At 73.0% G+C, this 21,643-nt stretch carries 21 protein-coding genes; 11 read left to right on the plus strand and 10 right to left on the minus strand.

The annotated features are described in order from the left end of the window. Position 1 precedes the first annotated feature (1 nt). From G6553_RS03660 to G6553_RS03670, 3 genes are all read left to right on the plus strand, one after another. Positions 2–436, plus strand: coding sequence for a VOC family protein (locus G6553_RS03660; RefSeq protein WP_166189264.1), 435 nt, complete (start codon positions 2–4; stop codon positions 434–436). Positions 437–506: 70 nt separating this feature from the next. Further along, positions 507–1,901 carry a GntP family permease gene (locus G6553_RS03665; RefSeq protein ID WP_166189265.1) on the plus strand — a complete coding sequence of 465 codons (1,395 nt, stop codon included), beginning with the start codon at positions 507–509 and terminating at the stop codon, positions 1,899–1,901. Positions 1,902–1,967: 66 nt separating this feature from the next. After that, positions 1,968–2,132 (plus strand): hypothetical protein, encoded by a 165-nt coding sequence (locus G6553_RS03670; protein WP_166189267.1) that lies wholly within the window; start codon positions 1,968–1,970, stop codon positions 2,130–2,132. A gap of 21 nt (positions 2,133–2,153) precedes the next feature. On the opposite strand, the gene G6553_RS03675 is transcribed toward G6553_RS03670, so the two are convergent. From G6553_RS03675 to G6553_RS03690, 4 genes are read right to left on the minus strand one after another with little or no spacing between them, the layout of a single operon-like run. Beyond that, entirely contained in the window at positions 2,154–2,966 is an 813-nt protein-coding gene (locus G6553_RS03675; protein ID WP_166189269.1) for an ABC transporter ATP-binding protein, read from the minus strand. Then, positions 2,963–4,045 carry an iron chelate uptake ABC transporter family permease subunit gene (locus G6553_RS03680; protein ID WP_166189271.1) on the minus strand — a complete coding sequence of 361 codons (1,083 nt, stop codon included), beginning with the start codon at positions 4,043–4,045 and terminating at the stop codon, positions 2,963–2,965. Before G6553_RS03680 ends, G6553_RS03675 begins: the two co-directional genes overlap by 4 nt. Continuing rightward, positions 4,042–5,085, minus strand: a complete 1,044-nt coding sequence (locus tag G6553_RS20900) for an iron ABC transporter permease (protein WP_166189273.1) — start codon at positions 5,083–5,085, stop codon at positions 4,042–4,044. Before G6553_RS20900 ends, G6553_RS03680 begins: the two co-directional genes overlap by 4 nt. Positions 5,086–5,110: 25 nt before the next feature. Then, complete coding sequence (locus G6553_RS03690; protein WP_166189275.1) at positions 5,111–6,142, minus strand: iron-siderophore ABC transporter substrate-binding protein; 1,032 nt, start codon at positions 6,140–6,142, stop codon at positions 5,111–5,113. A 124-nt stretch (positions 6,143–6,266) separates the two neighbouring features. Here G6553_RS03690 and G6553_RS03695 point away from each other — a divergent pair, with 124 nt between their 5' ends. Next, the gene (locus G6553_RS03695) at positions 6,267–7,067 is read left to right on the plus strand and encodes a siderophore-interacting protein (protein ID WP_166189276.1); all 801 of its coding nucleotides are present in this window, start codon (positions 6,267–6,269) and stop codon (positions 7,065–7,067) included. 12 nt (positions 7,068–7,079) lie between these two features. Here the strand turns inward: G6553_RS03695 and G6553_RS03700 are convergent, their stop codons facing one another. From G6553_RS03700 to G6553_RS03725, 6 genes are all read right to left on the minus strand, one after another. After that, positions 7,080–7,421 (minus strand): hypothetical protein, encoded by a 342-nt coding sequence (locus G6553_RS03700; protein ID WP_166189278.1) that lies wholly within the window; start codon positions 7,419–7,421, stop codon positions 7,080–7,082. A 1-nt stretch (position 7,422) separates the two neighbouring features. Continuing rightward, positions 7,423–8,556, minus strand: a complete 1,134-nt coding sequence (locus G6553_RS03705; RefSeq protein ID WP_166189280.1) for a glycosyltransferase — start codon at positions 8,554–8,556, stop codon at positions 7,423–7,425. A gap of 99 nt (positions 8,557–8,655) precedes the next feature. Continuing rightward, complete coding sequence (locus G6553_RS03710; protein ID WP_166189281.1) at positions 8,656–9,357, minus strand: VC0807 family protein; 702 nt, start codon at positions 9,355–9,357, stop codon at positions 8,656–8,658. 161 nt (positions 9,358–9,518) lie between these two features. Next, complete coding sequence (locus tag G6553_RS03715) at positions 9,519–11,006, minus strand: HAMP domain-containing sensor histidine kinase (RefSeq protein WP_166189283.1); 1,488 nt, start codon at positions 11,004–11,006, stop codon at positions 9,519–9,521. An 88-nt stretch (positions 11,007–11,094) separates the two neighbouring features. Beyond that, positions 11,095–11,784 (minus strand): response regulator, encoded by a 690-nt coding sequence (locus G6553_RS03720; protein WP_207619310.1) that lies wholly within the window; start codon positions 11,782–11,784, stop codon positions 11,095–11,097. Then, entirely contained in the window at positions 11,777–13,432 is a 1,656-nt protein-coding gene (locus G6553_RS03725) for an ATP-binding protein (protein WP_166189285.1), read from the minus strand. The genes G6553_RS03720 and G6553_RS03725 overlap by 8 nt, the downstream gene beginning before the upstream one ends. An 86-nt stretch (positions 13,433–13,518) precedes the next feature. Here G6553_RS03725 and G6553_RS03730 point away from each other — a divergent pair, with 86 nt between their 5' ends. From G6553_RS03730 to G6553_RS03760, 7 genes are all read left to right on the plus strand, one after another. Then, positions 13,519–14,505, plus strand: a complete 987-nt coding sequence (locus tag G6553_RS03730) for a tripartite tricarboxylate transporter substrate-binding protein (protein ID WP_166189286.1) — start codon at positions 13,519–13,521, stop codon at positions 14,503–14,505. Further along, a complete protein-coding gene (locus tag G6553_RS03735; RefSeq protein ID WP_166189288.1) occupies positions 14,502–15,023 on the plus strand; it encodes a tripartite tricarboxylate transporter TctB family protein in 522 nt (173 codons plus the stop codon). The genes G6553_RS03730 and G6553_RS03735 overlap by 4 nt, the downstream gene beginning before the upstream one ends. Beyond that, the gene (locus tag G6553_RS03740; RefSeq protein ID WP_166189290.1) at positions 15,023–16,576 is read left to right on the plus strand and encodes a tripartite tricarboxylate transporter permease; all 1,554 of its coding nucleotides are present in this window, start codon (positions 15,023–15,025) and stop codon (positions 16,574–16,576) included. The genes G6553_RS03735 and G6553_RS03740 overlap by 1 nt, the downstream gene beginning before the upstream one ends. Continuing rightward, entirely contained in the window at positions 16,573–16,971 is a 399-nt protein-coding gene (locus tag G6553_RS03745) for a universal stress protein (RefSeq protein ID WP_166189292.1), read from the plus strand. The genes G6553_RS03740 and G6553_RS03745 overlap by 4 nt, the downstream gene beginning before the upstream one ends. A 55-nt stretch (positions 16,972–17,026) precedes the next feature. Beyond that, positions 17,027–18,529, plus strand: a complete 1,503-nt coding sequence (gene rimO / locus G6553_RS03750) for a 30S ribosomal protein S12 methylthiotransferase RimO (protein WP_166189293.1) — start codon at positions 17,027–17,029, stop codon at positions 18,527–18,529. After that, positions 18,526–19,143 carry a CDP-diacylglycerol--glycerol-3-phosphate 3-phosphatidyltransferase gene (gene pgsA / locus G6553_RS03755; protein ID WP_166189295.1) on the plus strand — a complete coding sequence of 206 codons (618 nt, stop codon included), beginning with the start codon at positions 18,526–18,528 and terminating at the stop codon, positions 19,141–19,143. Before rimO ends, pgsA begins: the two co-directional genes overlap by 4 nt. Before the next feature lie 242 nt (positions 19,144–19,385). Beyond that, positions 19,386–21,596, plus strand: coding sequence for a bifunctional UDP-sugar hydrolase/5'-nucleotidase (locus G6553_RS03760; RefSeq protein ID WP_207619311.1), 2,211 nt, complete (start codon positions 19,386–19,388; stop codon positions 21,594–21,596). Positions 21,597–21,643: the final 47 nt, after the last annotated feature.

The following is a 21,643-nucleotide window of genomic DNA, read 5'->3' on the forward strand; positions in this document are numbered from 1 at the left end:
CATGGCGTCCGTGCGCGAGGTCCAGGTCACCTTCGACTGCGCCGAGCCGGAGCGGGTCGCCCGCTTCTGGTGCGAGGTGCTGGGGTACGTCGTGCCGCCACCACCGCCGGGCTTCGAGTCCTGGGCCGACTTCGACGCCTCGCTCCCCGCGGAGCACCAGGGGTCGGCGTTCGCCTGCGTCGACCCCACCGGGGCGGGGCCGCGGTTGTTCTTCCAGCGCGTCCCGGAGGGCAAGGTCGCCAAGAACCGCGTCCACCTCGACGTCCGGGTGGGCACGGGCCTCGTCGGCGACGAGCGGCTCGCCGCGCTGGAGGCCGAGCAGGAGCGGTTGACCGGTCTCGGTGCCACGCACGTCCGCACGATGCTCGCCGACGGGTTCGACGAGTCCTGCATCGTCATGCAGGACATCGAGGGCAACGAGTTCTGTCTCGACTGAACCGAGTCCGGGGCCGTTGCGGGCGCGCCTCCCTCACGGGAAGGTGGTGCTCCCGACCCGGAAGGACACCATGGAAGCGATCGACCCGGTCTACGGCACCGCCACGCTCCTCCTGATCGCGGCAGGCGCGGTCGCCCTGCTGCTCGTCCTGATCATGGCCGTGAAGCTGCACGCGTTCATCGCGCTGGTGCTGGTCAGCGTGGTGACGGCGGTCGCAGTCGGCTTCGACCTCGGCGACATCCCGGACGTGCTGATGTACGGCTTCGCCGACACGCTCGGCTCGGTGGCGCTGCTCGTCGCCTTCGGCGTGATGCTGGGCCGGCTGCTGGAGGTGACCGGCGGCGCGCAGGTGCTGGCCGACACCCTCATCGGGCGGTTCGGGGAGAAGCGGGCGCCGCTCGCCCTCGGCGTGGCCGCACTGCTCTTCGGGTTCCCGATCTTCTTCGACGCGGGCCTGGTCGTCTTCCTGCCGATCATCCTGACCGTCGCGCGGCGCTTCGGCGGCTCGCTGCTCTACTACGCGCTCCCCGCGGCCGGTGCCTTCGCCGCGATGCACGCGATCGTCCCCCCGCACCCGGGCCCGGTCGCCGCTGCGCAGCAGATCGACGCCGAGGTCGGCGTGACGCTGCTGGTCGGGCTGCCGATCGCGGTGCTGTCCTGGTACGTCGGTGTCTACCTGGTCTCCCGGTTCCTCGGCGCGCGGATCGACGTGTCGATCACCGACGTCGTGTTCGGCAAGGTGGAGGACGGCGAGGGCGACGAGGACGGGTCCACCGGCGGCCCGCCGAGGTTCGTGACCGTCCTCGGCCTGCTGCTCATCCCGCTGGTGCTCATCTCCTTCGACACCGTCCTGGACACGCTCGTGACGACCGGGACGATCGAGGAGGGGGCGAGCTGGGTCGACTTCCTCGGCCTGCTCGGACAGACGCCGGTCGCGCTGCTCATCACCGTGCTCGTCGCCATCGCGGTGCTCGGCCGTCCGCACGCGTCGATGGCCCGCGTGACCACGATCCTCGACCAGGCGCTCGGCCCCATCTGCGCGATCATCCTGATCACCGGCGCCGGCGGCATGTTCGGCGGGGTGCTCGAGCTCAGCGGTGTCGGCGCCGCGCTCAGCTCCTCGCTCTCGGGACTCGGGTTCTCCCTGATCCTGCAGGCGTTCGTCATCGCCACGCTGCTGCGCGTCGCGCAGGGCTCCGCCACCGTCGCCCTGACCACGGCCGGCGGCCTGATCGCCGGGCCGGCCGCCGACGCGAACCTCGGCAGCGTCGAGCTCAGCCTCATCGTCATCGCGATCGCCGCCGGCTCGACCGTGCTCTCCCACGTCAACGACTCCGGCTTCTGGCTGGTCAGCCGGTTCTTCGGGATGGACGAGAAGACGACCCTCAAGACCTGGACGGTCATGGAGACGACCCTCGGCCTCTCCGCCTTCGGCCTCGCCTGCCTGGTATGGCTCGTCGTCTGAGCAACCGGGGCGGGAACCCGTCTGGACCGGCGCATCCCCGCACCCGCCGGCGGTTACGGCACGCGCATGAGCCCCAGCCCCTCTCCGTCGGCGAGTCGCGTCGCCGCGTCGCGCACCGAGGTGACGAGCGGTACGCCGACGAGCGTCGACCCGGGCGCGACGCGGGGCGAGGAGCCGGCGCCGGAGCGGACGCCCGGCTCCTGGCTCAGCCCGCGCCTCGGCTCGCTCTGAGGTCGCCCGCCGCAGGGACGCTCAGTGCGTCGGCGCCGCCACGTGGTGGCGGCCGATCGGCAGCATGAGCGGCCGCCCGGAGACGGGGTCGGTGATGACCGAGCAGTCGAGGCCGAAGACCGCGCGGACGTTCTCCTCGGTCAGCACCGCGTGCGGGTCGCCGGCCGCGTGGAGACGGCCGCCGGCGAGGGCGACGAGGTGGTCGGCGTACCGCGCGGCGAGGTTGAGGTCGTGGAGCACCATGACGATCGTCGTGCCGCGGGTGCGGTTGAGGTCGGTGAGCAGGTCGAGCACCTCGACCTGGTGGCTGACGTCGAGGTACGTCGTGGGCTCGTCGAGCAGCAGCACGTCGGTCTGCTGGGCGAGCGCCATCGCGATCCACACCCGCTGCCGTTGACCGCCGGAGAGCTCGTCGACGGGCCGGTCGGCGAGCCCGACGGTGTCGGTGGCCTCGAGTGCCGCGGCGACGGCGGCGTCGTCCTCGGCGCTCCAGCGCGAGAGCAGCCGCTGGTGGGGGTTGCGGCCGCGGCCGACGAGGTCGCTGACGGTGATGCCCTCGGGCGCGGTGGGCGCCTGGGGGAGCAGGCCGAGCGTGCGGGCCAGCTCCTTGGCGGGCAGCTTGTGCACCTGCTCGCCGTCGAGGAGCACCTGCCCGGTGCGCGGCCGCAGCAGCCGCGACATCGAGCGCAGCAGCGTGGACTTGCCGCAGGCGTTGGCGCCGACGATGGCGGTCACCCGGCCGGGCGGGAGCACCAGGTCGAGGGACTCGATGACGGTGCGCTCGCCGTACCCGAGCTCGAGCTCGTGCACGGTGAGGGTGTGGTCGGCGGTCACAGCGAGCCTCCGGCGCGGTTGGTGCGGACGATGAGGTAGACGAGGTACGGCGCGCCCAGCACGCCGGTGACGACGCCGACCGGGTAGCGGTGGTCGAACAGGTTCTGCCCGGCCAGGTCGGCGACCAGCACGAGCAGGGCGCCGACGAGCGCGGACGGGACGAGCAGCGAGGCGCCCGGGCCGACGATGCGGGCGGCGATCGGACCGGCGAGGAACGCGACGAAGGCGATCGGGCCGGTGGCGGCGGTCGCGAAGGCGACGAGCCCGACGGCCGCGACGATGACGAGAACCCTCGTGCGCTCGACGCGTACGCCGAGCGCGGAGGCAGCGTCGTCGCCGAGCTGCAGCATGTCGAGGTCGCCGGCGCGCGTGAGCAGCACCGGGCCGAGGAGGGCGAGCGCGAGGAGGGTGGGCACGACGTCGTCCCAGCTCGCGCTGTTGAGGCTGCCGGTCAGCCAGCGGGTGGCCTCCTGGAGGTCCCAGGCCGCTGCCTTGCTCAGCACGTAGGCGATCACGCTCTCGAGCATCGCGGCGATGCCGATGCCGATGAGGATCAGCCGGGTGCCGGCGACGCCGTCCCGGAAGGACAGCACGTAGATGAGCAGCGCGACGCCGAGCCCGGCGGTGATGGCGAGGAAGGAGACGGCGGTCCCGGAGAGGCCGAAGGTGACGATCGCGACCGCGGCGGCCGCGCTGGACCCGGCGCTGATCCCGATGATGTCGGGGCTGGCCAGCGGGTTGCGCAGCATCGTCTGAAAGGTGACGCCGGCCAGGCCGAAGCACAGGCCCACGAGGAGCGCGAGCACGGCCCGGGGGAGGCGGAGCCGGCCCACCGTGAAGGACGCGCCGGGCACGTCCTCGCCGAGGACGACGCGCACGACGTCGGCGGGCGGGTAGAACGTGCGGCCGACCATGAGGCTGGTGGCGAAGACGGCCACCACGAGGACGAGGAGCACCCCCACCACGACGCGGCGGCGGGCCTTGCGTCGGACGCGGCCGCGCGCGACCCGCTCGACGGTCCCGGCGGCCGGGGCCGCGAGCGGCGCGGGAGCTCCCGGGGAGGAGAGCGACGCGGTCACAGGGCACGCACCTTCTGGCGGCGGACGACGTGGATGAAGAACGGCGCGCCGATGAGCGCGGTGATGATGCCGACGTCGATCTCGCTGGGCCGGGCGACGATGCGGCCCACCACGTCGGCGCCGGTCAGCAGCGCCGCGCCGACGACCGCGGAGGACGGGAGCAGCCAGCGGTGGTCGACGCCGACCAGCAGCCGGCACAGGTGCGGCACGACGAGCCCGACGAAGCCGATCGGGCCGGCCGCCGCGGTGGCCGCGCCGCACAGCAGCACCGCGCCGACCGCCGCCGCGCCGCGGGTCAGCGCGACGCGCTCGCCCAGGCCGGCGGCGACGTCGTCGCCGAGGGCCAGGGAGTTCAGGCCGCGGGCGGAGACCAGGCAGACGAGCAGCCCGACCAGGAGGAACGGCAGCACCAGCGTGATCGTGTCGAAGGACGCGCCGCCCACGCCGCCGATCTGCCAGGACCGCACGCCGCCCGCGATGTCGTTGCGGGGGAGCACGACGGCGGTGATGAACGAGGCGAACGCGGCCGAGGTCGCCGTGCCCGCGAGGGCGAGCTTGAGCGGCGTCGCGCCACCGCGCCCGAGCGACCCCACGGCGTACACGAAGACGGCGGAGAGGGCCGCGCCGGCGATGGCGGCCCACACGAAGCTGGCGGCGGCGGTGAGGCCGAACCACGCGATGCCGGTGATGACCGCCAGCGAGGCGCCCATGTTGACGCCGAGGATGCCCGGGTCGGCGAGCGGGTTGCGAGTGACGCCCTGCATGACCGCGCCGGCGAGACCGAGGGCGGCGCCGACGGCGACCGCGAGCAGCGTGCGCGGGATCCGCTTGGTGACCGCGGCCTCGGCGAGGGTGTCGCTCGAGCCGCCGAGCGCGGCGGTGATGTCGGACCAGCCGACCGGCCGGGAGCCGACGGCGACCGAGAGCAGGGCGAGGCCCAGGAGCGCGAGCAGGCCGAGGACCAGCCACAGCGCGCGCGACCGCCCCGGGCGTCGCGTGGCAGCGACGCCCGGGGCGGGGAGCGGAGGTGCGAGGGTCACGCGGGCGACCCTCCCGGAACGGCGGTCACTCGGCGCCGGCGGCCTTCGCGAGCATGTCGACGTAGTCCTCGAGGACGTAGGAGATCGAGAGCGGCGTCGGGTTCGCGGCGGTGCCCAGCGGCGTGTTGGGCAGCAGGACGATCGCGTCGTTCTCGACCGCGGGCATCTTGGAGAGCAGCGGGTCGCTCTCGAGCGCCTGGACCAGCTCCTCGTCGCCGTAGGTCACGATGATCTCGACGTCGTCGAGCTTGTCGACCTGCTCGGCGCTGAGCGTGCCCGAGAACTGGTCGGACTCCTGCGAGGCCTCCTCGATGCTGGCCGGCGTGGCCAGGCCGAGGTCGGAGAAGAACTTCGCGCGGGTGTCCTGCGTCGTGTAGTAGCTGACCTCGCTGAGGTCGGCGGTGTCGACGTGGGTGAGGAACATCGTCTTCTTGCCGGCCAGGCCCGGGTGCGCGTCGACGGCCTCGGTGATCTCGGCCTCGAGCTCGGCGACGAGCTCCTCGCCCTCGGTGGCCATGCCCATGGCCTCGCTGCTCTGCAGGATCATGTCGCGCCACTCCGTCGACCACGGGGCCTCGGGGTAGGCCACGGTCGGGGCGATCTCGCTGAGGGTGTCGTAGTCCTCCTGGGTGAGACCGGAGTACGACGCCAGGATCAGGTCCGGCTCGGTGTCGGCCACGGCCTCGAAGTCGATGCCGTCGGTCTCGTCGAAGAGCACCGGCGTCTCCGCGTCCAGCTCCTCGAGCTCGTCGCTGACCCAGGGGAGCAGCCCGTCCCCGTCGTCGTCGCCGAAGTTGGCCGCGGCCATGCCGACCGGCACGACGCCGAGGGCCAGCGGCACCTCGTGGTTGGCCCACGCGACGGTCGCGACGCGCTCGGGCTGCTCCTCGATGGTGGTGGTGCCGAGCGCGTGCTCAATGGTGATCGGGAACTCGGCGGACGACGACGAGTCCTTGCTCGGCGCGTCGGCGGCGGCTTCGTCGTCGGACGAGCCACAGGCGCTGAGCACGAGGGCGGCCGCTCCGAGGGAGGCGGTGAGGAGGCGCAGGGAACGCACGGTGGTCCTTTCGGGCACGGGGGGCGCCGGCGGCGCCCGATCTCGTCACGACCCGGGGGCGGCCCCCGGTCGCGACGGAGGTGAGGCTAACCTAAGTCCAACGGTCGTCGTCGAGGGAGGTCCCGTGCACGGAACTGTGGTGTCGGCCACGTGGGTCACGCCCGCGATGGTCCGGGTGGTGCTCGGGGGCGACGGGCTCTCAGGCTTCGAGATGCCCGACTGCACCGATGCCTACGTCAACCTCGCGATCGCGCCCGACGGCGCGCCGTACGGCCCGGTCTTCGAGCCCCAGCAGGTGCGCGACGAGCACGACGCGCAGTGGTGGCCGGCGCGCCGGCGCTACACCGTCCGTGCCTGGGACGGCGAGCGGCTGACGATCGACTTCGTCGTCCACGGCGACCTCGGAGCGGCGGGTCGCTGGGCGGCCTCGGCCGCGCCGGGTGACGTGCTGGTGCTCGAGGGGCCGGGCGGGGGCTACAAGCCGGACCCGACCGCCGACTGGCACCTCATGGTCGGCGACGAGTCCGCGCTGCCCGCCATCGCCGCCTCCCTCGAGGCGGTGCCCGCCGGGCGGCCCGTGGTCGTGCGGCTCGTCTGCGACGACGCCGGGCACGAGCTGCCGCTCAGCAGCCCGGGCGACCTGCACCTCCAGTGGCTGCACCGCGCCGGCGACGACGACCCGGTCACGCTGCTGCTGCGCTCGCTCGAGGCGCTCGACGCCCCGGCCGGTCGCGCACACGCCTTCGTCCACGGCGAGGCGGAGGAGGTCCGCGGCATCCGCAAGCACCTCCTCGTCGACCGCGGCCTGAGCCGCGCCGAGATGTCCTGCTCGCCCTACTGGCGCCGCACGATGACCGACGAGGCCTGGCGCGCGGTCAAGTCCGACTTCGTCGCCGCCATGGAAGCCGACGTCCCGACCGGCTGACCCCGGCCGGGCTCACCCGGCCGTGACGGCGCGCCGGTCCAGCAGCGCCCACAGCCGCAGGACGACGGCGAGCACGGCGAGCACGCACAGCCCGACGGCGGCGCCGGCGAGCAGCGTGCCGGCGGCGCCTCCGGCGGGCCCGCGGGCGTCGACCGCGCGGCCGACGACGACCGCCGTGGTGAGCAGGGCGCCGACGACGCCGAGCGCGAGCGACGCCTGGCGGCCGACGACGGCCCAGCGCTCGCGGCTGCTGCGGCCGCGGGCGGTGAGGTAGAGCTCGCGCAGCGGCATGAACAGCGCGAGCAGCACGTAGAGCAGGCCACCGAGGCCGGTGCCGGGGAGTCCCGCGGTCATCTCAGTGGCCCTTCTCGTAGACGAGCAGCGGCTTGCGGAGGACGACCTCGCTCCAGAGGGCCCGGATCATGAAGACTCCGTTGACGATGCGCAGCACGAGGAAGGCCGGCACCGACGCCAGCGCCTTGCCGACCTCGCCGCGGCGACGGGCCGCCACGAGCACGGGCACGAGGATCGCCGGCACGTCCACGACGTACGCCGCCAGCACCCAGGGGCTCACGACGACGGCCAGCACGGGCAGCACGAGCAGGTAGACGAGCGACGCGACCACCGCGTCGACCATCGCCACGCCGACGGCGGTGCTGAGGAACGGCAGGGGCAGGATGCCGCGCCAGTGCAGCCGCACGTTCTGCACGAAGCCGTGCGACCAGCGCCGGAGCTGCTTGCTCATGAAGTCCAGGTCGTGCGGCTCGATCGGGTAGCAGACCGCCTCGGGCACGAACCGCACGTGGTGCCCGCGCTGGAAGAACGTCCAGGTCAGGTCCATGTCCTCGGCGCGGGTGCGCTCCGACCAGCCGCCGGCGTCGCGGAGCACGTCGGTGCGGTACGCCGAGAAGCAGCCGGACGCGATCAGCGGTGCGCCGTAGTGGTCCTGGGTGGGCTTGTAGAAGGTGAACGACAGCAGGTACTCGACGTACCGCCCGCGCTCCCACACCGACCGCACGTGGCGCGGGACAACGAAGCCGCACGCCGCCGCGACGGACGCGTCGGCGTCGAGCGGCTCGAGGAGCGTCTCGATCGCGTCGGGCGCGAGCGTGGTGTCGGCGTCGATGGCCATGGTGTACGCCGTGTCGACCAGGCCGAGGGCCAGGTTTTGCGCCCCGGCCTTGGAGCCGGTGTTGTGCTCGGGCCGGATCACCTCTGCGCCGGCCGCGCGGGCGGCCTCGCCGGTGCCGTCGGTGGAGCAGTCGTCGACGACGACGACCCGCGCCGGCGGGGTCGACTGGCCGAGCACGCTGCGGACGGTGTCGGCGATCGAGGCGACCTCGTCGTAGGCCGGGATGATGACCGTGAGGTCGTCGGCGGGGACCCGCTCGCGACGGTGCCGGCCCGGCCGCTGCTCGGGCCGGTCACGTGGCGGGAGGGCGGGATCGACGAGGTCACGCTCGACGTCCGGGTGGACCGAGGTCGTCACGGGCGGCTCCTGAGCAGGGTGCTGCGCCGCGGGGGAGTCGGCGCAGGGCGGCGCACGGCGCGCCGTCCGTCCACCACCTGTCGCCGGGAGCGGATCCCGTTACATCACCGCAGTGGACAGCGGTGCGCCCGGCAGCAGGCCCTCGCGTCGGGCGACGAGCACGGCGGCGCCGATCGTGGCGACGACGGCGAGGCCGTTCAGCGTCGGCATGGAGACCGTCTTCACCAGCACGAACGTCTCCAGCGAGCGCGACTCGAGCAGCCACAGCGTGCCGGCCGCCTTGGCCGCGCCCAGCGCGCCCCACAGCAGGGTGAGCCGGGCGAAGAGCCGACGGATTCGCGGCCGGAGCGCCAGGTCGTCGTCGAGGGGGTAGAAGTCACCCGCGAGGCGCGCCACCACGGGCCGGGCGGTGGCCAGCGACAGCAGGAACAGCGCCGCGACCAGGCCGTCGGTGACGATCGGCTGGAGGGAGTAGAGGTAGGTGCTGTCGAAGGCGACGGAGACCCCGGTCCGCACCGTCATCACGGCCGCGGTGAGGTAGAGCAGGCCGGACGCGCGCCGTCCGGTGCACGCCCGCCACGCGATCGCGCCGTACGACCACGCCAGCGCAGCGCCCATCGCCACCCAGACGTCGCCGAGCCGGAAGCAGGTGTAGAAGAGCACGGCCGGCACGACGCACGCGACCAGCAGGTTGACCCCCACCCGGCGGACGACGGCGCCCAGGCGCGGACGGTCCGGACCGCACCCGGGGTCGTTGGGCACGTCGCTCGGGAGGGTGGGCGACGGGTGCGCCAGCGGCATGAAGGGCCCTTCAGGCCGGTGGGCCGTGTCGATGAGGTGCTACCGCAGCGGACGGTCGTCGGTCGTGCCGTTCCTGCGCGGTGCTCCCAGCGTAGGTCGCCACCGGGCACCGCGGGGCGGAACGTCCGGGCCCGGCCGGGTCCGGAGCAGCCGTCCGGGGTTCAGAGCGGCAGGGTCACCGTGAACACGCTGCCCCGGCCGAGCTCGCTGTCGACGGCGATGGTGCCGCCGTGGGCGCTCACGATCGAGCTGACGATCTCCAGGCCGAGTCCGGTGCCGGGGATGTGCCGCTCGAGCGCTGCGCCGCCCCGGAAGAACCGGGTGAAGACGGCGGTGAGCTCGTCGCGGGCGATGCCGATGCCGGTGTCGCGGACCGTCAGCTCGACCGCACCGGCGACGAGGCGGAGCGCGACCTCGACCGACCCGCCGCGCTCGGTGTACTTGACGCCGTTGGAGACAAGGTTGTCGACGACCTGGCGCACCCGCTGCTCGTCGACGCGCACGACCAGGTGGGCCGGCAGGTCGGCGTCCAGCGTCACCCCGGCGCGGTCGGCGGCGGTGCGGGCGGTCTCGACCGCCTCGCCGACGAGCGCCGCCAGGTCGACGTCGCGGCGGTGCATCTCGAGCCCGACCTCGCCGGCCTGGGCGACCAGCAGCAGGTCGGAGACGAGGGTGCGGAGCCGCTCGGCGTTGCGGCGCACGACCTGCAACCGGTCGACGACGTCCCCGGGCAGGTCCTCCTCGCAGAGCATCTCCAGGTGCCCCAGGACCGCGGTGAGCGGGGTGCGGAGCTCGTGGGAGACCGAGGAGACGAACTGGTCCTTGACCTGGAGCGCCCGCAGCAGGTCGGTGATCTCCTGGTAGGCCAGCGCCGCGCCGAGCCGCTCGCCCGACGGCCCACGCACCTGCCGGGCGCTGGTGGTGAAGGCCGCCCGGGTCAACGGGTCGTCCCCCACCCAGTAGCGGTAGTCGGTGAACTCCTCACCCTGGGTGGCGAGGTACGACGGCATCTCCTCGCGGGTCAGCGGCGTGCGCCCGTCGAGGTGGTAGACGTGCCCGAGCTGCCCCGCCGCGCCGTCGTGCCCATCGGGGAACGGCAGGTTCATGGTCTCGCGGTGCCGCCGGTTCATCCGGACGTAGCGGCCGTCGGCGTCCAGCAGGAGCAGGCCCACCCCGACGGTCTCGAAGACCGCCTCGAGCGCCTGCCGCTCGCGCTCGATCTCGGCGTTGGCGGCGGCCAGCCGCTGCTCGACCTCGTGCTGCTCGGTGACGTCGAGGATCTGGGCGACGAGGTGGTGCAGCCGACCGTCGGCGTCGCGGACCGCACCGACGGACAGGTCGCTCCACACCGTGCGGCCGTCGGTGTGCACGTAGCGCTTGCGCAGCCGGTAGGAGTCGAGCTCCCCGGCGGTGGCTCGGTCGAAGTGGTGCACGTCGTGCTCGAGGTCGTCACCGTGGGTGAACTCGGCGAAGTGCAGACCGCGCATCTGCGCGGCGTCGCGTCCCAGCATCTCCGCGAACGCCCGGTTGACCAGCACGACCCGGCCCTCGAGGTCGACCAGGGCCATGCCGACGGGGGAGTGCTCGAGCGTGAGCTGCCACAGCACGGCGGCATCGGCGGCGGGCCCGTCGGTCCTGGGCGTGTCCATCGGAACCTCCTCCCCGCAGCCCGTGCGCGCAGGTGTCTGCGCTCACCGTAGGCGACCGGGCGGCCCGGTGTGGGGGTTCCTGGCGGGCTCAGGTCGCTCGGTAGCGACGCTCCGGACGACCGGTCCCGCCGTAGCGCAGCCGCACGGCCGCGGCCCCGTTGTCCACGAAGTGCTCGAGGTAGCGCCGGCAGCTGACCCGGGAGATCCCCACGACCTCCGCCGCCTCGGCCGCGGAGAGCTCGTGACCCCCGCGGAGCGCGGCCAGCACCGACTCGGCGGTCTCTGGGCTCAGCCCCTTGGGCAGGGTCGCCCGGGCCCGACCGAGCGGCGCGAAGACCGCGTCGATGTGCTCCTGGTCCGGCGCCTCGACGCCCTGCAGTGCCGTGTGGGCCGCCCGGAACGCCTCCATGCGGGCGACGAGGTCCTCGTGCTCGAACGGCTTGACCAGGTAGTGCGCCGCACCGGCCGCCGCAGCCGCACGGACGGTGTCGACCTCCCGTGCGGCGGTCACGACGATGACGCCCACGTCGTCGCCCCGACCGCGCAGTCGGCGCAGCACCTCGATGCCGCTGAGGTCGGGCAGGTGGACGTCGAGCAGCACGAGGTCAGGCCGGAGGCGCGCGACCGCGTCCAGTGCCTCGGCGCCGCTGGCCGCCCGGCCGGCCACGACGAACCCGGCGGCGCGCTCGACGAAGCGGGCATGGATCGACGCGACCATGAAGTCGTCGTCGACGACGAGGACCCGCAGGTCGGGCCGGCCGTCGCCCCGCTCAGTCATGGTCGCCCCTCCCTGCCGGCAGCCGCGCGGTGAACACCGCCCCCGGTCCTTCCTCGCGCGGCTGCACGGAGACGGACCCGCCACGCCGTTCGCAGACGACCTGCACCAGCGCCAGGCCGATGCCGCGCCCGCCGGCATCGCTCGGCTTCGTCGTGAAGCCCCGTCGGAAGACGGCCTCCGTCTGGTCGGACGGTACCCCCGGCCCGGTGTCGGCGACCCGGACGACCGCCGTGCCGTCCTCCTCCAGGGCCAGGTGCACGTCCACGCGTGCCCGCCGTCCCACCCGGCCGGTCGTCGCGACCGCCTCGACCGCGTTGTCGACCAGGTTGCCGAGCACCGTGCCGAGGTCGGCCGACAGCTCGTGGTCCAGCCGCGGGAGGCGGGTGTCGTCGGTGAGCCCGAGCCACATGTGCCGCTCCGCGGCCGCGCTGGTCTTCGCAATGAGCAGCGCAGCGACCGCGGGGTCGTCCACGCGGGCGGTGACCGCGTCGCTGATCGCCGCCCGACGGCGGGTGAGCGTGCTGATCATCCGGGCCGCCTCGTCGGGCTCGCCGAGCTGCAGCAGCCCGGAGATCGTGTGGAGCTGGTTGCTGAACTCGTGGGTCTGGGCGCGCAGCGTCTCGGTGACGCTCTGCCGGGCGCTGAGCTCGCTCTGCAGCGCCAGCAGCTCGGTGCGGTCGCGGACGGTGGTGACGGTGCCGGTCGGCCGCCCGTCGTGCCGGACCCGGTTGCGGTTGGTGACCAGCACCCGGCCGGCGACGACAAGCACCCGGTCGTGGACCTCGGTGCCCCCGCTGAGCAGCTCGCGCACCGACGCCTCGAGGTCGAGGTCGTCGACACGACGGCCGGTCGCCTCGCCGGGCAGCCCGAGCAGCTCGCGAGCGCTGTCGCTCACGACGGTCAGGACCCCCGCCTCGCTCACCGCGACCACTCCCTCCCGGATCGAGGTCAGCAGCGCCTCGCGCTGGTCGGCGAGAGCGGCGATCTCGTCGGGCTCGAGCCCGCGCGTGCGACGCCGGACGAGCCGTGAGAGCAACCACGACCCGGCGCCGCCGAGCGTCAGCCCGAGTCCGAGGACGACGGCGAGCTCCTCGGTCGCCTCGCCCAGGCGCTCGGTGGCCGGCGGGTAGTCCTCGGTCACCACGACCACCCCGACCAGGGTCCCGGTCCGAGGGCGTCGCCCGGCCTCCGCGGCGTCGCTGTCGCTGTCAGAGAGCACCGGCACCATCGCGGCGATCGCCCGCCGGCCGCGGTCGGTGATGTCGCCGGTCCACTCGCGCCGGTCCAGCACGCTGCGGTCGCCCAGGTCCACCGGCCGCCCCCGCTGCAGGGGATCGGTCCCGAGGACGACCGTGCCGCTCGGGTCGGTGACGTGGACCGACGTCGCGCCGACGAGGTCGGCGCGGTCCTGGACGTACGCCGCCAGCGCGGTGCGGTCGCTCGGCACCTCCATCGCGTCGCGCAGCGCCTGCGTGGAGGCGAGGTTCTCCGCGGTGGCCCGGAGACGTTCGCCGCGGGTCTCGCGGAAGGCGGCGTCGGCCTGCCGGACGGACACGACCGCCGAGACGAGGACGACCACCGCGAGCACCGTCAGCTGCAGGAGCAGCACCTGCGCCGCGAGGCTGAGCCGTGGGCGTCGAGACCACAAGTTCCACAACCTCCATTGGTTTCCGAAGGGTGACGGTCGCCACAACGGCTCGAGATGCTCGTCCCCCCGAACGTGACAGGAGAGACATGCTGACGGCAACACGAGCGATCGCGGCGGCCGTCGCCGTGACGGTGTCGGTGGCGACCGCCGGGTGCGGCGTGACCCGCGGGGACGCGTCGCGCGACCTGGCGATGTGGATCCCGAACAGCCCCGGCGGCGGCTACGACCAGACTGGCCGCGCCGCGGTCAGCGTGATGGAGCACGACGACGTCACCGGCGGCGACTTCGAGGTCACCAACATCCTCGGCGCGGGTGGCTCCGTCGCGCTGACCCGCCTGATGGGCGCCGCTGGTGACGAGCACACGCTCATGACGATGGGCCTCGGGGTGGTCGGATCGGCGTACTCCTTCGCCCTGCCGTTCAAGGTCACCGACGCCACGCCCATCGCGCAGCTGATCGAGGACCAGGAGGGCGTGCTGGTGCCCGCCGACTCGCCGTACGAGTCGATCAAGGACTTCGTCGACGCCTGGCGTGCGGACCCCACCGGCATCGCGGTCGGCGGTGGGTCGAGTCCCGGCGGGCCGGACCACCTGTTCCCGATGCAGCTGGCCGAGGCGGTCGGCATCGAGCCGGCCGAGGTGCGCTACGTGCCCTACGACGGCGGCGGTCCGCTGACCAGCGCCCTGCTCGGCGACAAGATCGCCGTCGGGTTCTCCGGGCTCGGCGAGTTCGAGGGCCAGATCGCCGCCGGCGAGCTGCGGGTGCTGGCGGTCTCCGGCGAGGAGCGGCTGGCCGGTGGGCCGGCCGCCGACGTGCCGACGTTGACCGAGTCGGGGATCGACCTGGTCTTCACCAACTGGCGGGGCGTCCTCGCCCCGCCGGACCTCTCCGAGGAGCGCCGCGCCGAGCTCATCGCCTTCATCGAGGAGATGCATGCGTCGCCGGAGTGGCAGCAGGCACTGGAGGACAACGGCTGGACCGACGCGCTGGTGACCGGCGACGACTTCGGCCAGTTCCTGGACGAGCAGGACGCGCGCGTCGCGTCGACACTGGAGGAGGTCGGTCTGCTGTGACCGCGACCGCGCACGAGACGACGGCGGCACCGGGACCGGACCCCGTCGACCGATCGCAGCTGGGCCTCGCCGCCGGCCTGGCAGCCCTCGGCGGCTACACCGTCTACGACGCCACCACCCTCGAGGTCGGCTTCGCCGATCCCGTCGGCCCCCGGGTCTTCCCGTTCGTCGTCGGCGGGGTGCTATTGGTCCTCGCCGTCCTGCTGGCCGTCGCGACGCTCCGCGGCTCGCGCCCCGAGGCGGAGGACGGCGAGGACATCGACCTCGACACCCCTGCGGACTGGGTCACCGTCGGCAAGCTCGTCGGCGTCCTCGTCCTCACGATCGCGACCATCGACGTCCTCGGCTGGGCCATCTCCGGCGCGCTGCTGTTCGCGGGGGCCGCCTGGGCCCTGGGCAGCACCACCCTCGTGCGTGACGTGCTCGTGGGCGTCGTGATGTCGGTCGGCAGCTGGTACGCCTTCTACGTCGGGCTCGGCATCCCGCTGAGCCCCGGCCTGCTCGACGGGATCCTGTGATGGACAACCTTTCGCTCCTGTGGGGCGGCCTCGAGTCCGCGGTCACCCCCGAGAACCTCCTGTGGGCCGCCCTCGGCGTGCTCCTCGGCACCTTCGTCGGCGTGCTGCCGGGCATCGGCCCGGCGATGGCGGTGGCGCTGCTGCTGCCGGTGACCTACGGCCTGGAGCCGACCCAGGCGTTCATCATGTTTGCCGGGATCTACTACGGCGGCATGTACGGCGGCTCGACCACCTCGATCCTGTTGAACACCCCCGGCGAGTCGTCGTCGGTGATGACCGCGATCGAGGGCAACAAGATGGCCAAGGCCGGTCGAGCGGCCCAAGCGCTGGCCACCGCGGCGATCGGCTCCTTCATCGCCGGCACCGTGGGCACCCTCGGCGTGGTCTTCTTCGCGCCCGCCCTCGCGGACGTCGCGGTGCGCATCGGCGCGCCGTCGTACCTCGCCATCACGATCATGGCGCTGGTGCTGGTGACGGCGGTCCTCGGGACCTCCCGGCTGCGCGGCTTCATCGCACTGTTCCTCGGCCTCACGATCGGCCTGGTCGGCCTGGATCTCAACACCGGGCAGCCGCGGCTCAGCTTCGGCACGACCCAGCTCGCCGACCGCCTGGACATCGTGGTGGTGGCCGTAGGGATCTTCGCGCTCGGCGAGGCGCTCTGGGTGGCCGCCCACCTCCGCCGCACGCCGATGCAGATCACGCCCGTGGGGCAGCCGTTCATGGGCAAGGACGACTGGCGGCGCTCAGTGGGCCCGTGGCTGCGGGGCACCGCCCTCGGGTTCCCCTTCGGCGCGGTCCCAGCCGGCGGCGCCGAGACCCCGACGTTCCTCTCCTACCTCGCGGAGAAGAAGCTCAGCAAGCATCCCGAGGAGTTCGGTCGGGGTGCCATCGAGGGCGTCGCCGGGCCGGAGGCCGCCAACAACGCCTCCGCGGCGGGCACCTTCGTGCCGCTGCTCGCGCTCGGTCTGCCCGTCACTGCGACCGCGACGATCATGCTGGCGGCCCTGCAGGGCTACGGCATCCAGCCCGGCCCCCAGCTGATGACCGAGCAGCCGGACCTGGTCTGGACGCTGCTGGCCAGCCTCCTGATCGGCAACACCCTGCTGCTGGTGCTCAACCTGCCGCTCGCGCCGTTATGGGCCCGGCTGCTGCGGGTGCCGCGTCCCTACCTCTACTCGGGCATCCTCTTCTTTGCCTCGCTCGGTGCCTACACGGTCAACCTCGACGCCTTCGACCTCTTCCTGCTGCTCGTCTTCGGGCTCCTCGGTCTGGCGATGCGGCGGTTCGGGCTGCCGGTGCTGCCGCTCGTGCTGGGCGTCATCCTGGGGCCGATCCTGGAGTCCAAGGCACGGGAGGCGCTCGCCATCTCCGGTGGCTCAGCCTCCGGGCTCGTCGACGAGCCGCTCGCCGTCGCGGTCTACACGGTGGTCGCGCTCCTCCTCCTGGTGCCCTTCGTGGTCGCCCGGCTGCGCCCGGCCCGTCCACGGACGGACGGCGGGGCAACGCCGGAGACAGGGAAGCGGACCGACGACGGAGAGCTGGTGGAGCGATGAGCACGATCCTGGTGGGCTTCACGCCCGACGAGTTCGGGCGAGCCGCGGTGCGGCACGCCGCGGCGGAGGCGCGGCACCGCGGCTACCGGCTGCTGATCGTCAACGGGAGCAAGGGCGATGCGTACGTCGACCGGCGCTTCGCCGCCCCGGAGGTGCTGGCTCACGTCGGTGACGGCCTCAACGGGGTCGAGCACGAGGTGCGCCAGGTCGTCGTGGCGGACGTCGCCGAGGAGCTGCTGCGGATCGCCGTCGCGGAGCAGGTGCGCCTGGTCGTGCTCGGGCTGCGCCGACGTACGCCGGTCGGCAAGCTGTTGATGGGCAGCGTCGCGCAGCGCGTCATCCTCGAGGCGATGTGCCCGGTCCTCGCCGTGAAACCGGACACGGAACCAGTCTGAGCGGCGTCGACGGTTCGCGGGTGGCGTCCTCGGCCGGTCATACTCGGCCACGACCATGACTGCAGCAGACACCCGCCCCGGCCCGACGACCCCGCTCTCGGTGGCGCTGCTGACCCTCGGGTGCGCACGCAACGAGGTCGACTCCGAGGAGCTGGCCGGCCGGCTCGAGGCCGATGGCTTCCGCCTCGTCGAGGACCCGGCGGACGCCGACACCGTGGTGGTCAACACCTGCGGCTTCGTCGAGAGCGCCAAGAAGGACTCCGTCGACACCCTGCTCGAGGCCGCCGACCTCAAGCCCTCCGCCGGCGGCAGCGGCCGCGCGCAGGCCGTGGTCGCGGTCGGCTGCATGGCCGAGCGGTACGGCAAGGAGCTGGCCGAGTCGCTGCCCGAGGCCGACGCGGTGCTCGGCTTCGACGACTACCCCGACATCGCCGCGCGGCTGCGCTCCATCGTCGCGGGGGAGTCGCACCACGCGCACACGCCCCAGGACCGTCGCCGGCTGCTGCCGATCTCCCCGGTCGAGCGCGCCGCGTCGACGCTGGCGGTCCCCGGTCACGGCTCGGCGCCGACGTCGACGGCGGAGATCGGTCAGGGCGCGCCGGCCACCGGGCCCCGCGCCGTACGTCGCCGGCTGGACGGGGGGCCGACCGCACCGCTGAAGCTGGCCTCCGGCTGCGACCGGCGCTGCTCGTTCTGCGCGATCCCGGCCTTCCGCGGCTCCTTCGTCAGCCGCCGGCCCAGCGACGTGCTCCAGGAGGCGCAGTGGCTGGCCACCCAGGGCGTCCGCGAGCTGTTCCTGGTCAGCGAGAACTCCACGTCCTACGGCAAGGACCTTGGCGACCTGCGGCTGCTGGAGACGATGCTCCCCGAGCTGGCCGCGATCGACGGGGTCGACCGGGTGCGCGTCTCCTACCTGCAGCCCGCCGAGACCCGCCCCGGGCTGGTCGAGGCGATCGCGACCACGCCGGGCGTCGTGCCCTACTTCGACCTCAGCTTCCAGCACGCGAGCGCGTCGGTGCTGCGCCGGATGCGTCGCTTCGGTGACCCCGAGAGCTTCCTCGGCCTGCTCGAGCAGGTCCGCGGCCACGCGCCCGAGGCGGGCGTGCGCTGCAACGTGATCGTCGGGTTCCCCGGTGAGACCGAGGAGGACCTGGAGACGCTGTGCGACTTCCTGGTCGCCGCGCGGCTCGACGTCACCGGCGTCTTCGGCTACTCCGACGAGGACGGCACCGAGGCCGCGACGTACGACGGCAAGCTCGACGAGGACGAGGTCCGCGCCCGCGCCGAGCACGTCACCGCCCTGGTCGAGGAGCTCACCGCCCAACGCGCGCTGGAGCGGCTCGGCGAGACCGTCGAGGTGCTGGTCGAGTCGGTGTCCGACGAGGACGGCGAGCTCTCGGTCGAGGGCCGCGCGGCGCACCAGGGTCCCGAGGTCGACGGGTCGACGTACCTCCTCGGCCACCGCGCCCAGGTCGGCGACCTCGTCACCGCGGTCGTCGTCGACGCCGAGGGGGCGGACCTCTACGCCGAGCCGATCGTGCAGGAGGCGCACGCATGAGCGAGACCCAGCCGCAGGTGTCGAACCTGAACCTGCCCAACGTGCTCACCACGCTGCGCATCGCGATGGTGCCGTTCTTCGGCTGGGCGCTGCTCGTGGACGGCGGCGACTCGATCCTGTGGCGCTGCGTTGCCTACACGCTCTTCGTCGTCGCGATGATCACCGACAAGATCGACGGCGACATCGCCCGGGCCCGCAACCTCGTCACCGACTTCGGCAAGATCGCCGACCCCATCGCCGACAAAGCGATCACCGGCATGGCCTTCATCGGGCTGTCGATCGTGGGCGACATCTGGTGGTGGGTGACGATCGTCGTCCTCGTCCGTGAGTGGAGCGTGACGCTGCTGCGGCTCTCGGTCGCCAAGCGGGTCGTCATCGCGGCGGCGAACCTCGGCAAGCTCAAGACGACGATGCAGGCGCTCGCGCTCGGTGGTCTCGTCCTGCCACTGCGCGACCCCGACCTGTCCGGGGCGCTCGAGGTGCCCGGCGAGGTCCTGTTCTACGTCTTCCAGGCATGCCTGGTGGTGGCCGTGGCGCTGACCCTGTGGTCGGGGTACGAGTTCTTCCGCGACGCCTGGAAACAGCGCCGCGCGCTGGGCGCCGGCGCCCGCTGACGGCGTTCCCGTCGGCCCCATTTCGTCACCAGATCGTCACCTTCGGGGTGGATCGGGGGCGTCCGGCCGCGTATTAGGGTGACGGCGGCCTCATCGGCCGCTCGCCCCTCGTGCCGGAAGGTTTCCGCTTGCTCGCGCTCGTCTCGGGACGTCGTCTGTCGACGGCGATGGCGTGCGCTGCTGCCTGCATCCGGGGCCGTCATCGGGCACGCGCCCGTCACCCCCACCTGGAGATCGCCTACATGCCTGCCACCCCCAAGCGGTTCGTCGCGCCTCTCGGGCTCGCCGTCGCTGCCACGACGCTGGTGCTCGTCCCGGCCCCCGCCCACGCCGCCACCGTCGACATCACGCTGCTCAACATCAACGACTTCCACGGCCGGATCGACGCGAACACCACCAAGTTCGCCACCACGGTCGAGCAGGTCCGCGCGGAGGCCGGGGACAACAACACCCTCTTCCTCTCCGCCGGCGACAACATCGGCGCCTCGCTCTTCGCCTCGTCGAACCAGCAGGACCAGCCGACCATCGACGTGCTCAACGCGCTCGAGCTCGACGGCTCCGCCGTGGGCAACCACGAGTTCGACCGCGGCTTCGCCGACCTCCAGGGCCGGGTGCAGGACGCCGCCGACTTCGACTACCTCGGCGCGAACGTCTACAAGAAGGGCACGACCGAGCCCGCCCTCGACGAGTACGCCACCTACGAGGTCGGCGGGGTGACCGTCGGCGTCATCGGCGTCGTCACCGAGGAGACCCCCGCGCTGGTCAGCCCCGCCGGCATCACCGAGATCACCTTCGGCGACCCGGTGGAGGCGGTCAACCGCGTCGCGGCCCAGCTCTCCGACGACGACGAGACCAACGGCGAGGCCGACGTGATCGTGGCGGAGTACCACGAGGGCGCCGGCGCCGGCACCCCCGACGGCTCCACCCTCGAGGAGGAGGTCGCCGCCGGCGGTGTCTTCGCCGACATCGTCGAGGACACCGCCCCCGAGGTCGACGTCATCTTCACCGGCCACACGCACAAGCAGTACGCCTGGGACACCGGCACCCGTCCGGTCGTGCAGACCGGCTCGTACGGCGAGAACATCGGCCGCGTCGACCTGACCGTGGACGACGTCACCGGTGAGGTCACGGCGTACGCCGCCAGCAACGTGCCCCGCGCCGCCGAGGCCGACCTGACCCTGCCGCGCGTGGCCGAGGTCGCCGAGATCACCCAGGCGGCGCTCGACGCGGCAGCCGAGGTCGGCAACAAGCCGGTCGCGAAGATCACCGGCGACATCACCACCGCGTTCGCCGACGGCAAGCGCGACGACCGTGCCTCGGAGTCGACGCTCGGCGGCCTGGTCGCCAACGCCCTCCGTGACGGCCTCTCGGAGATCGCCGAGCCCGACCTCGGCCTGACCAACCCTGGCGGCCTCCGCGCCGACCTGCTCTTCGCCGGGGACACCGCGGCGAACCCGGCCAACACCGACGGCGTCGTCACCTTCGCCGAGGCCAACGCGGTGCTCCCGTTCAACAACACCGTCGCGCTGGTGGAGCTCACCGGTGCCTCGTTGAAGAAGGTGCTCGAGCAGCAGTGGCAGACCGACGCGGAGGGCAACGTCCCGTCGCGGCCCTACCTCCAGCTCGGCATGTCCGACAACGTGCGGGTGACCGCCGACCCGAGCAAGCCGGCCGGCGAGCGCATCACCTCGGTCCGCATCGACGGCCAGCCGCTCGACCTCGACCGCACCTACACGGTCTCCACCCTGTCGTTCCTCGCCACCGGCGGCGACAACTTCCGCGCCTTCACCGAGGGCACCTTCACCGACACCGGGCTGCTCGACGCGGAGCTGTGGCGCGACTACCTGGCCGGCAACGACCCGATCTCGCCGGACTTCGCACGCCAGCAGGTCGAGGCCCCGGGTCTGCCCGCCTCCGTCTCCGCTGGTGACGAGGTCGCCTTCTCGCTGGCCAAGCTCGACCTCACCTCGCTCGGCGCCCCGACCAACACCTCGGTCGAGGTCTCGCTCGTCCAGGGCTCGAAGTCGGTCCGCGTGGGCAGCTTCCCGGTCACCGCCGGTGCGGCCGACGTCGCCTTCACCGCCCCCGCCGGCCTGACCGGCACCTGGGACGTCTCGGTCGTCGCGAAGCCGTCCGGCACCGTCGTCGGCGCCCCGGCCCCCAAGGCCGTCTCCCAGGTCACCACCACGAAGAAGGGCAAGGCCAAGGTCGGCAAGAAGGTCGTCCTCAAGATCGCCGTCGAGGCCGGCGACGCCGCGGCCGCCGGCACGGTCAAGGTCTTCCGCTCCGGCAAGGCCACCACCGTCGAGCTCAACCCCAACGGCAAGGCCACCGTCCGTCTGGCGGCGTACGCCAAGCCGGGCCAGAAGAAGGTCCGCGTGAAGTACCTCGGCAACGACACCACGAAGGCCGACACCCGGATCGTGAAGTTCTGGGTCCTGAAGAAGAAGTGACCCATCCGGGGGGCCTGCCGATCCGGCAGGCCCCCCGGATGGGTCAC

Source organism: Nocardioides sp. IC4_145, from assembly GCF_011250565.1.
Classification (GTDB): Bacteria; Actinomycetota; Actinomycetes; order Propionibacteriales; family Nocardioidaceae; genus Nocardioides.

Excerpts from the sequence above, each read along its gene's own strand:
- G6553_RS03700 (WP_166189278.1), bottom strand. The coding sequence starts at position 7,421 with ATGACCGCGGGACTCCCCGGCACCGGCCTCGGTGGCCTGCTCTACGTG.
- pgsA (WP_166189295.1), top strand. The coding sequence starts at position 18,526 with ATGAGCGAGACCCAGCCGCAGGTGTCGAACCTGAACCTGCCCAACGTG.
- G6553_RS03670 (WP_166189267.1), top strand. The coding sequence starts at position 1,968 with ATGAGCCCCAGCCCCTCTCCGTCGGCGAGTCGCGTCGCCGCGTCGCGC.
- rimO (WP_166189293.1), top strand. The coding sequence starts at position 17,027 with ATGACTGCAGCAGACACCCGCCCCGGCCCGACGACCCCGCTCTCGGTG.
- G6553_RS03720 (WP_207619310.1), bottom strand. The coding sequence starts at position 11,784 with ATGACTGAGCGGGGCGACGGCCGGCCCGACCTGCGGGTCCTCGTCGTC.
- G6553_RS03745 (WP_166189292.1), top strand. The coding sequence starts at position 16,573 with ATGAGCACGATCCTGGTGGGCTTCACGCCCGACGAGTTCGGGCGAGCC.
- G6553_RS03760 (WP_207619311.1), top strand. The coding sequence starts at position 19,386 with ATGCCTGCCACCCCCAAGCGGTTCGTCGCGCCTCTCGGGCTCGCCGTC.
- G6553_RS03665 (WP_166189265.1), top strand. The coding sequence starts at position 507 with ATGGAAGCGATCGACCCGGTCTACGGCACCGCCACGCTCCTCCTGATC.
- G6553_RS03715 (WP_166189283.1), bottom strand. The coding sequence starts at position 11,006 with ATGGACACGCCCAGGACCGACGGGCCCGCCGCCGATGCCGCCGTGCTG.
- G6553_RS03730 (WP_166189286.1), top strand. The coding sequence starts at position 13,519 with ATGCTGACGGCAACACGAGCGATCGCGGCGGCCGTCGCCGTGACGGTG.
- G6553_RS03740 (WP_166189290.1), top strand. The coding sequence starts at position 15,023 with ATGGACAACCTTTCGCTCCTGTGGGGCGGCCTCGAGTCCGCGGTCACC.
- G6553_RS03660 (WP_166189264.1), top strand. The coding sequence starts at position 2 with ATGGCGTCCGTGCGCGAGGTCCAGGTCACCTTCGACTGCGCCGAGCCG.
- G6553_RS03710 (WP_166189281.1), bottom strand. The coding sequence starts at position 9,357 with ATGCCGCTGGCGCACCCGTCGCCCACCCTCCCGAGCGACGTGCCCAAC.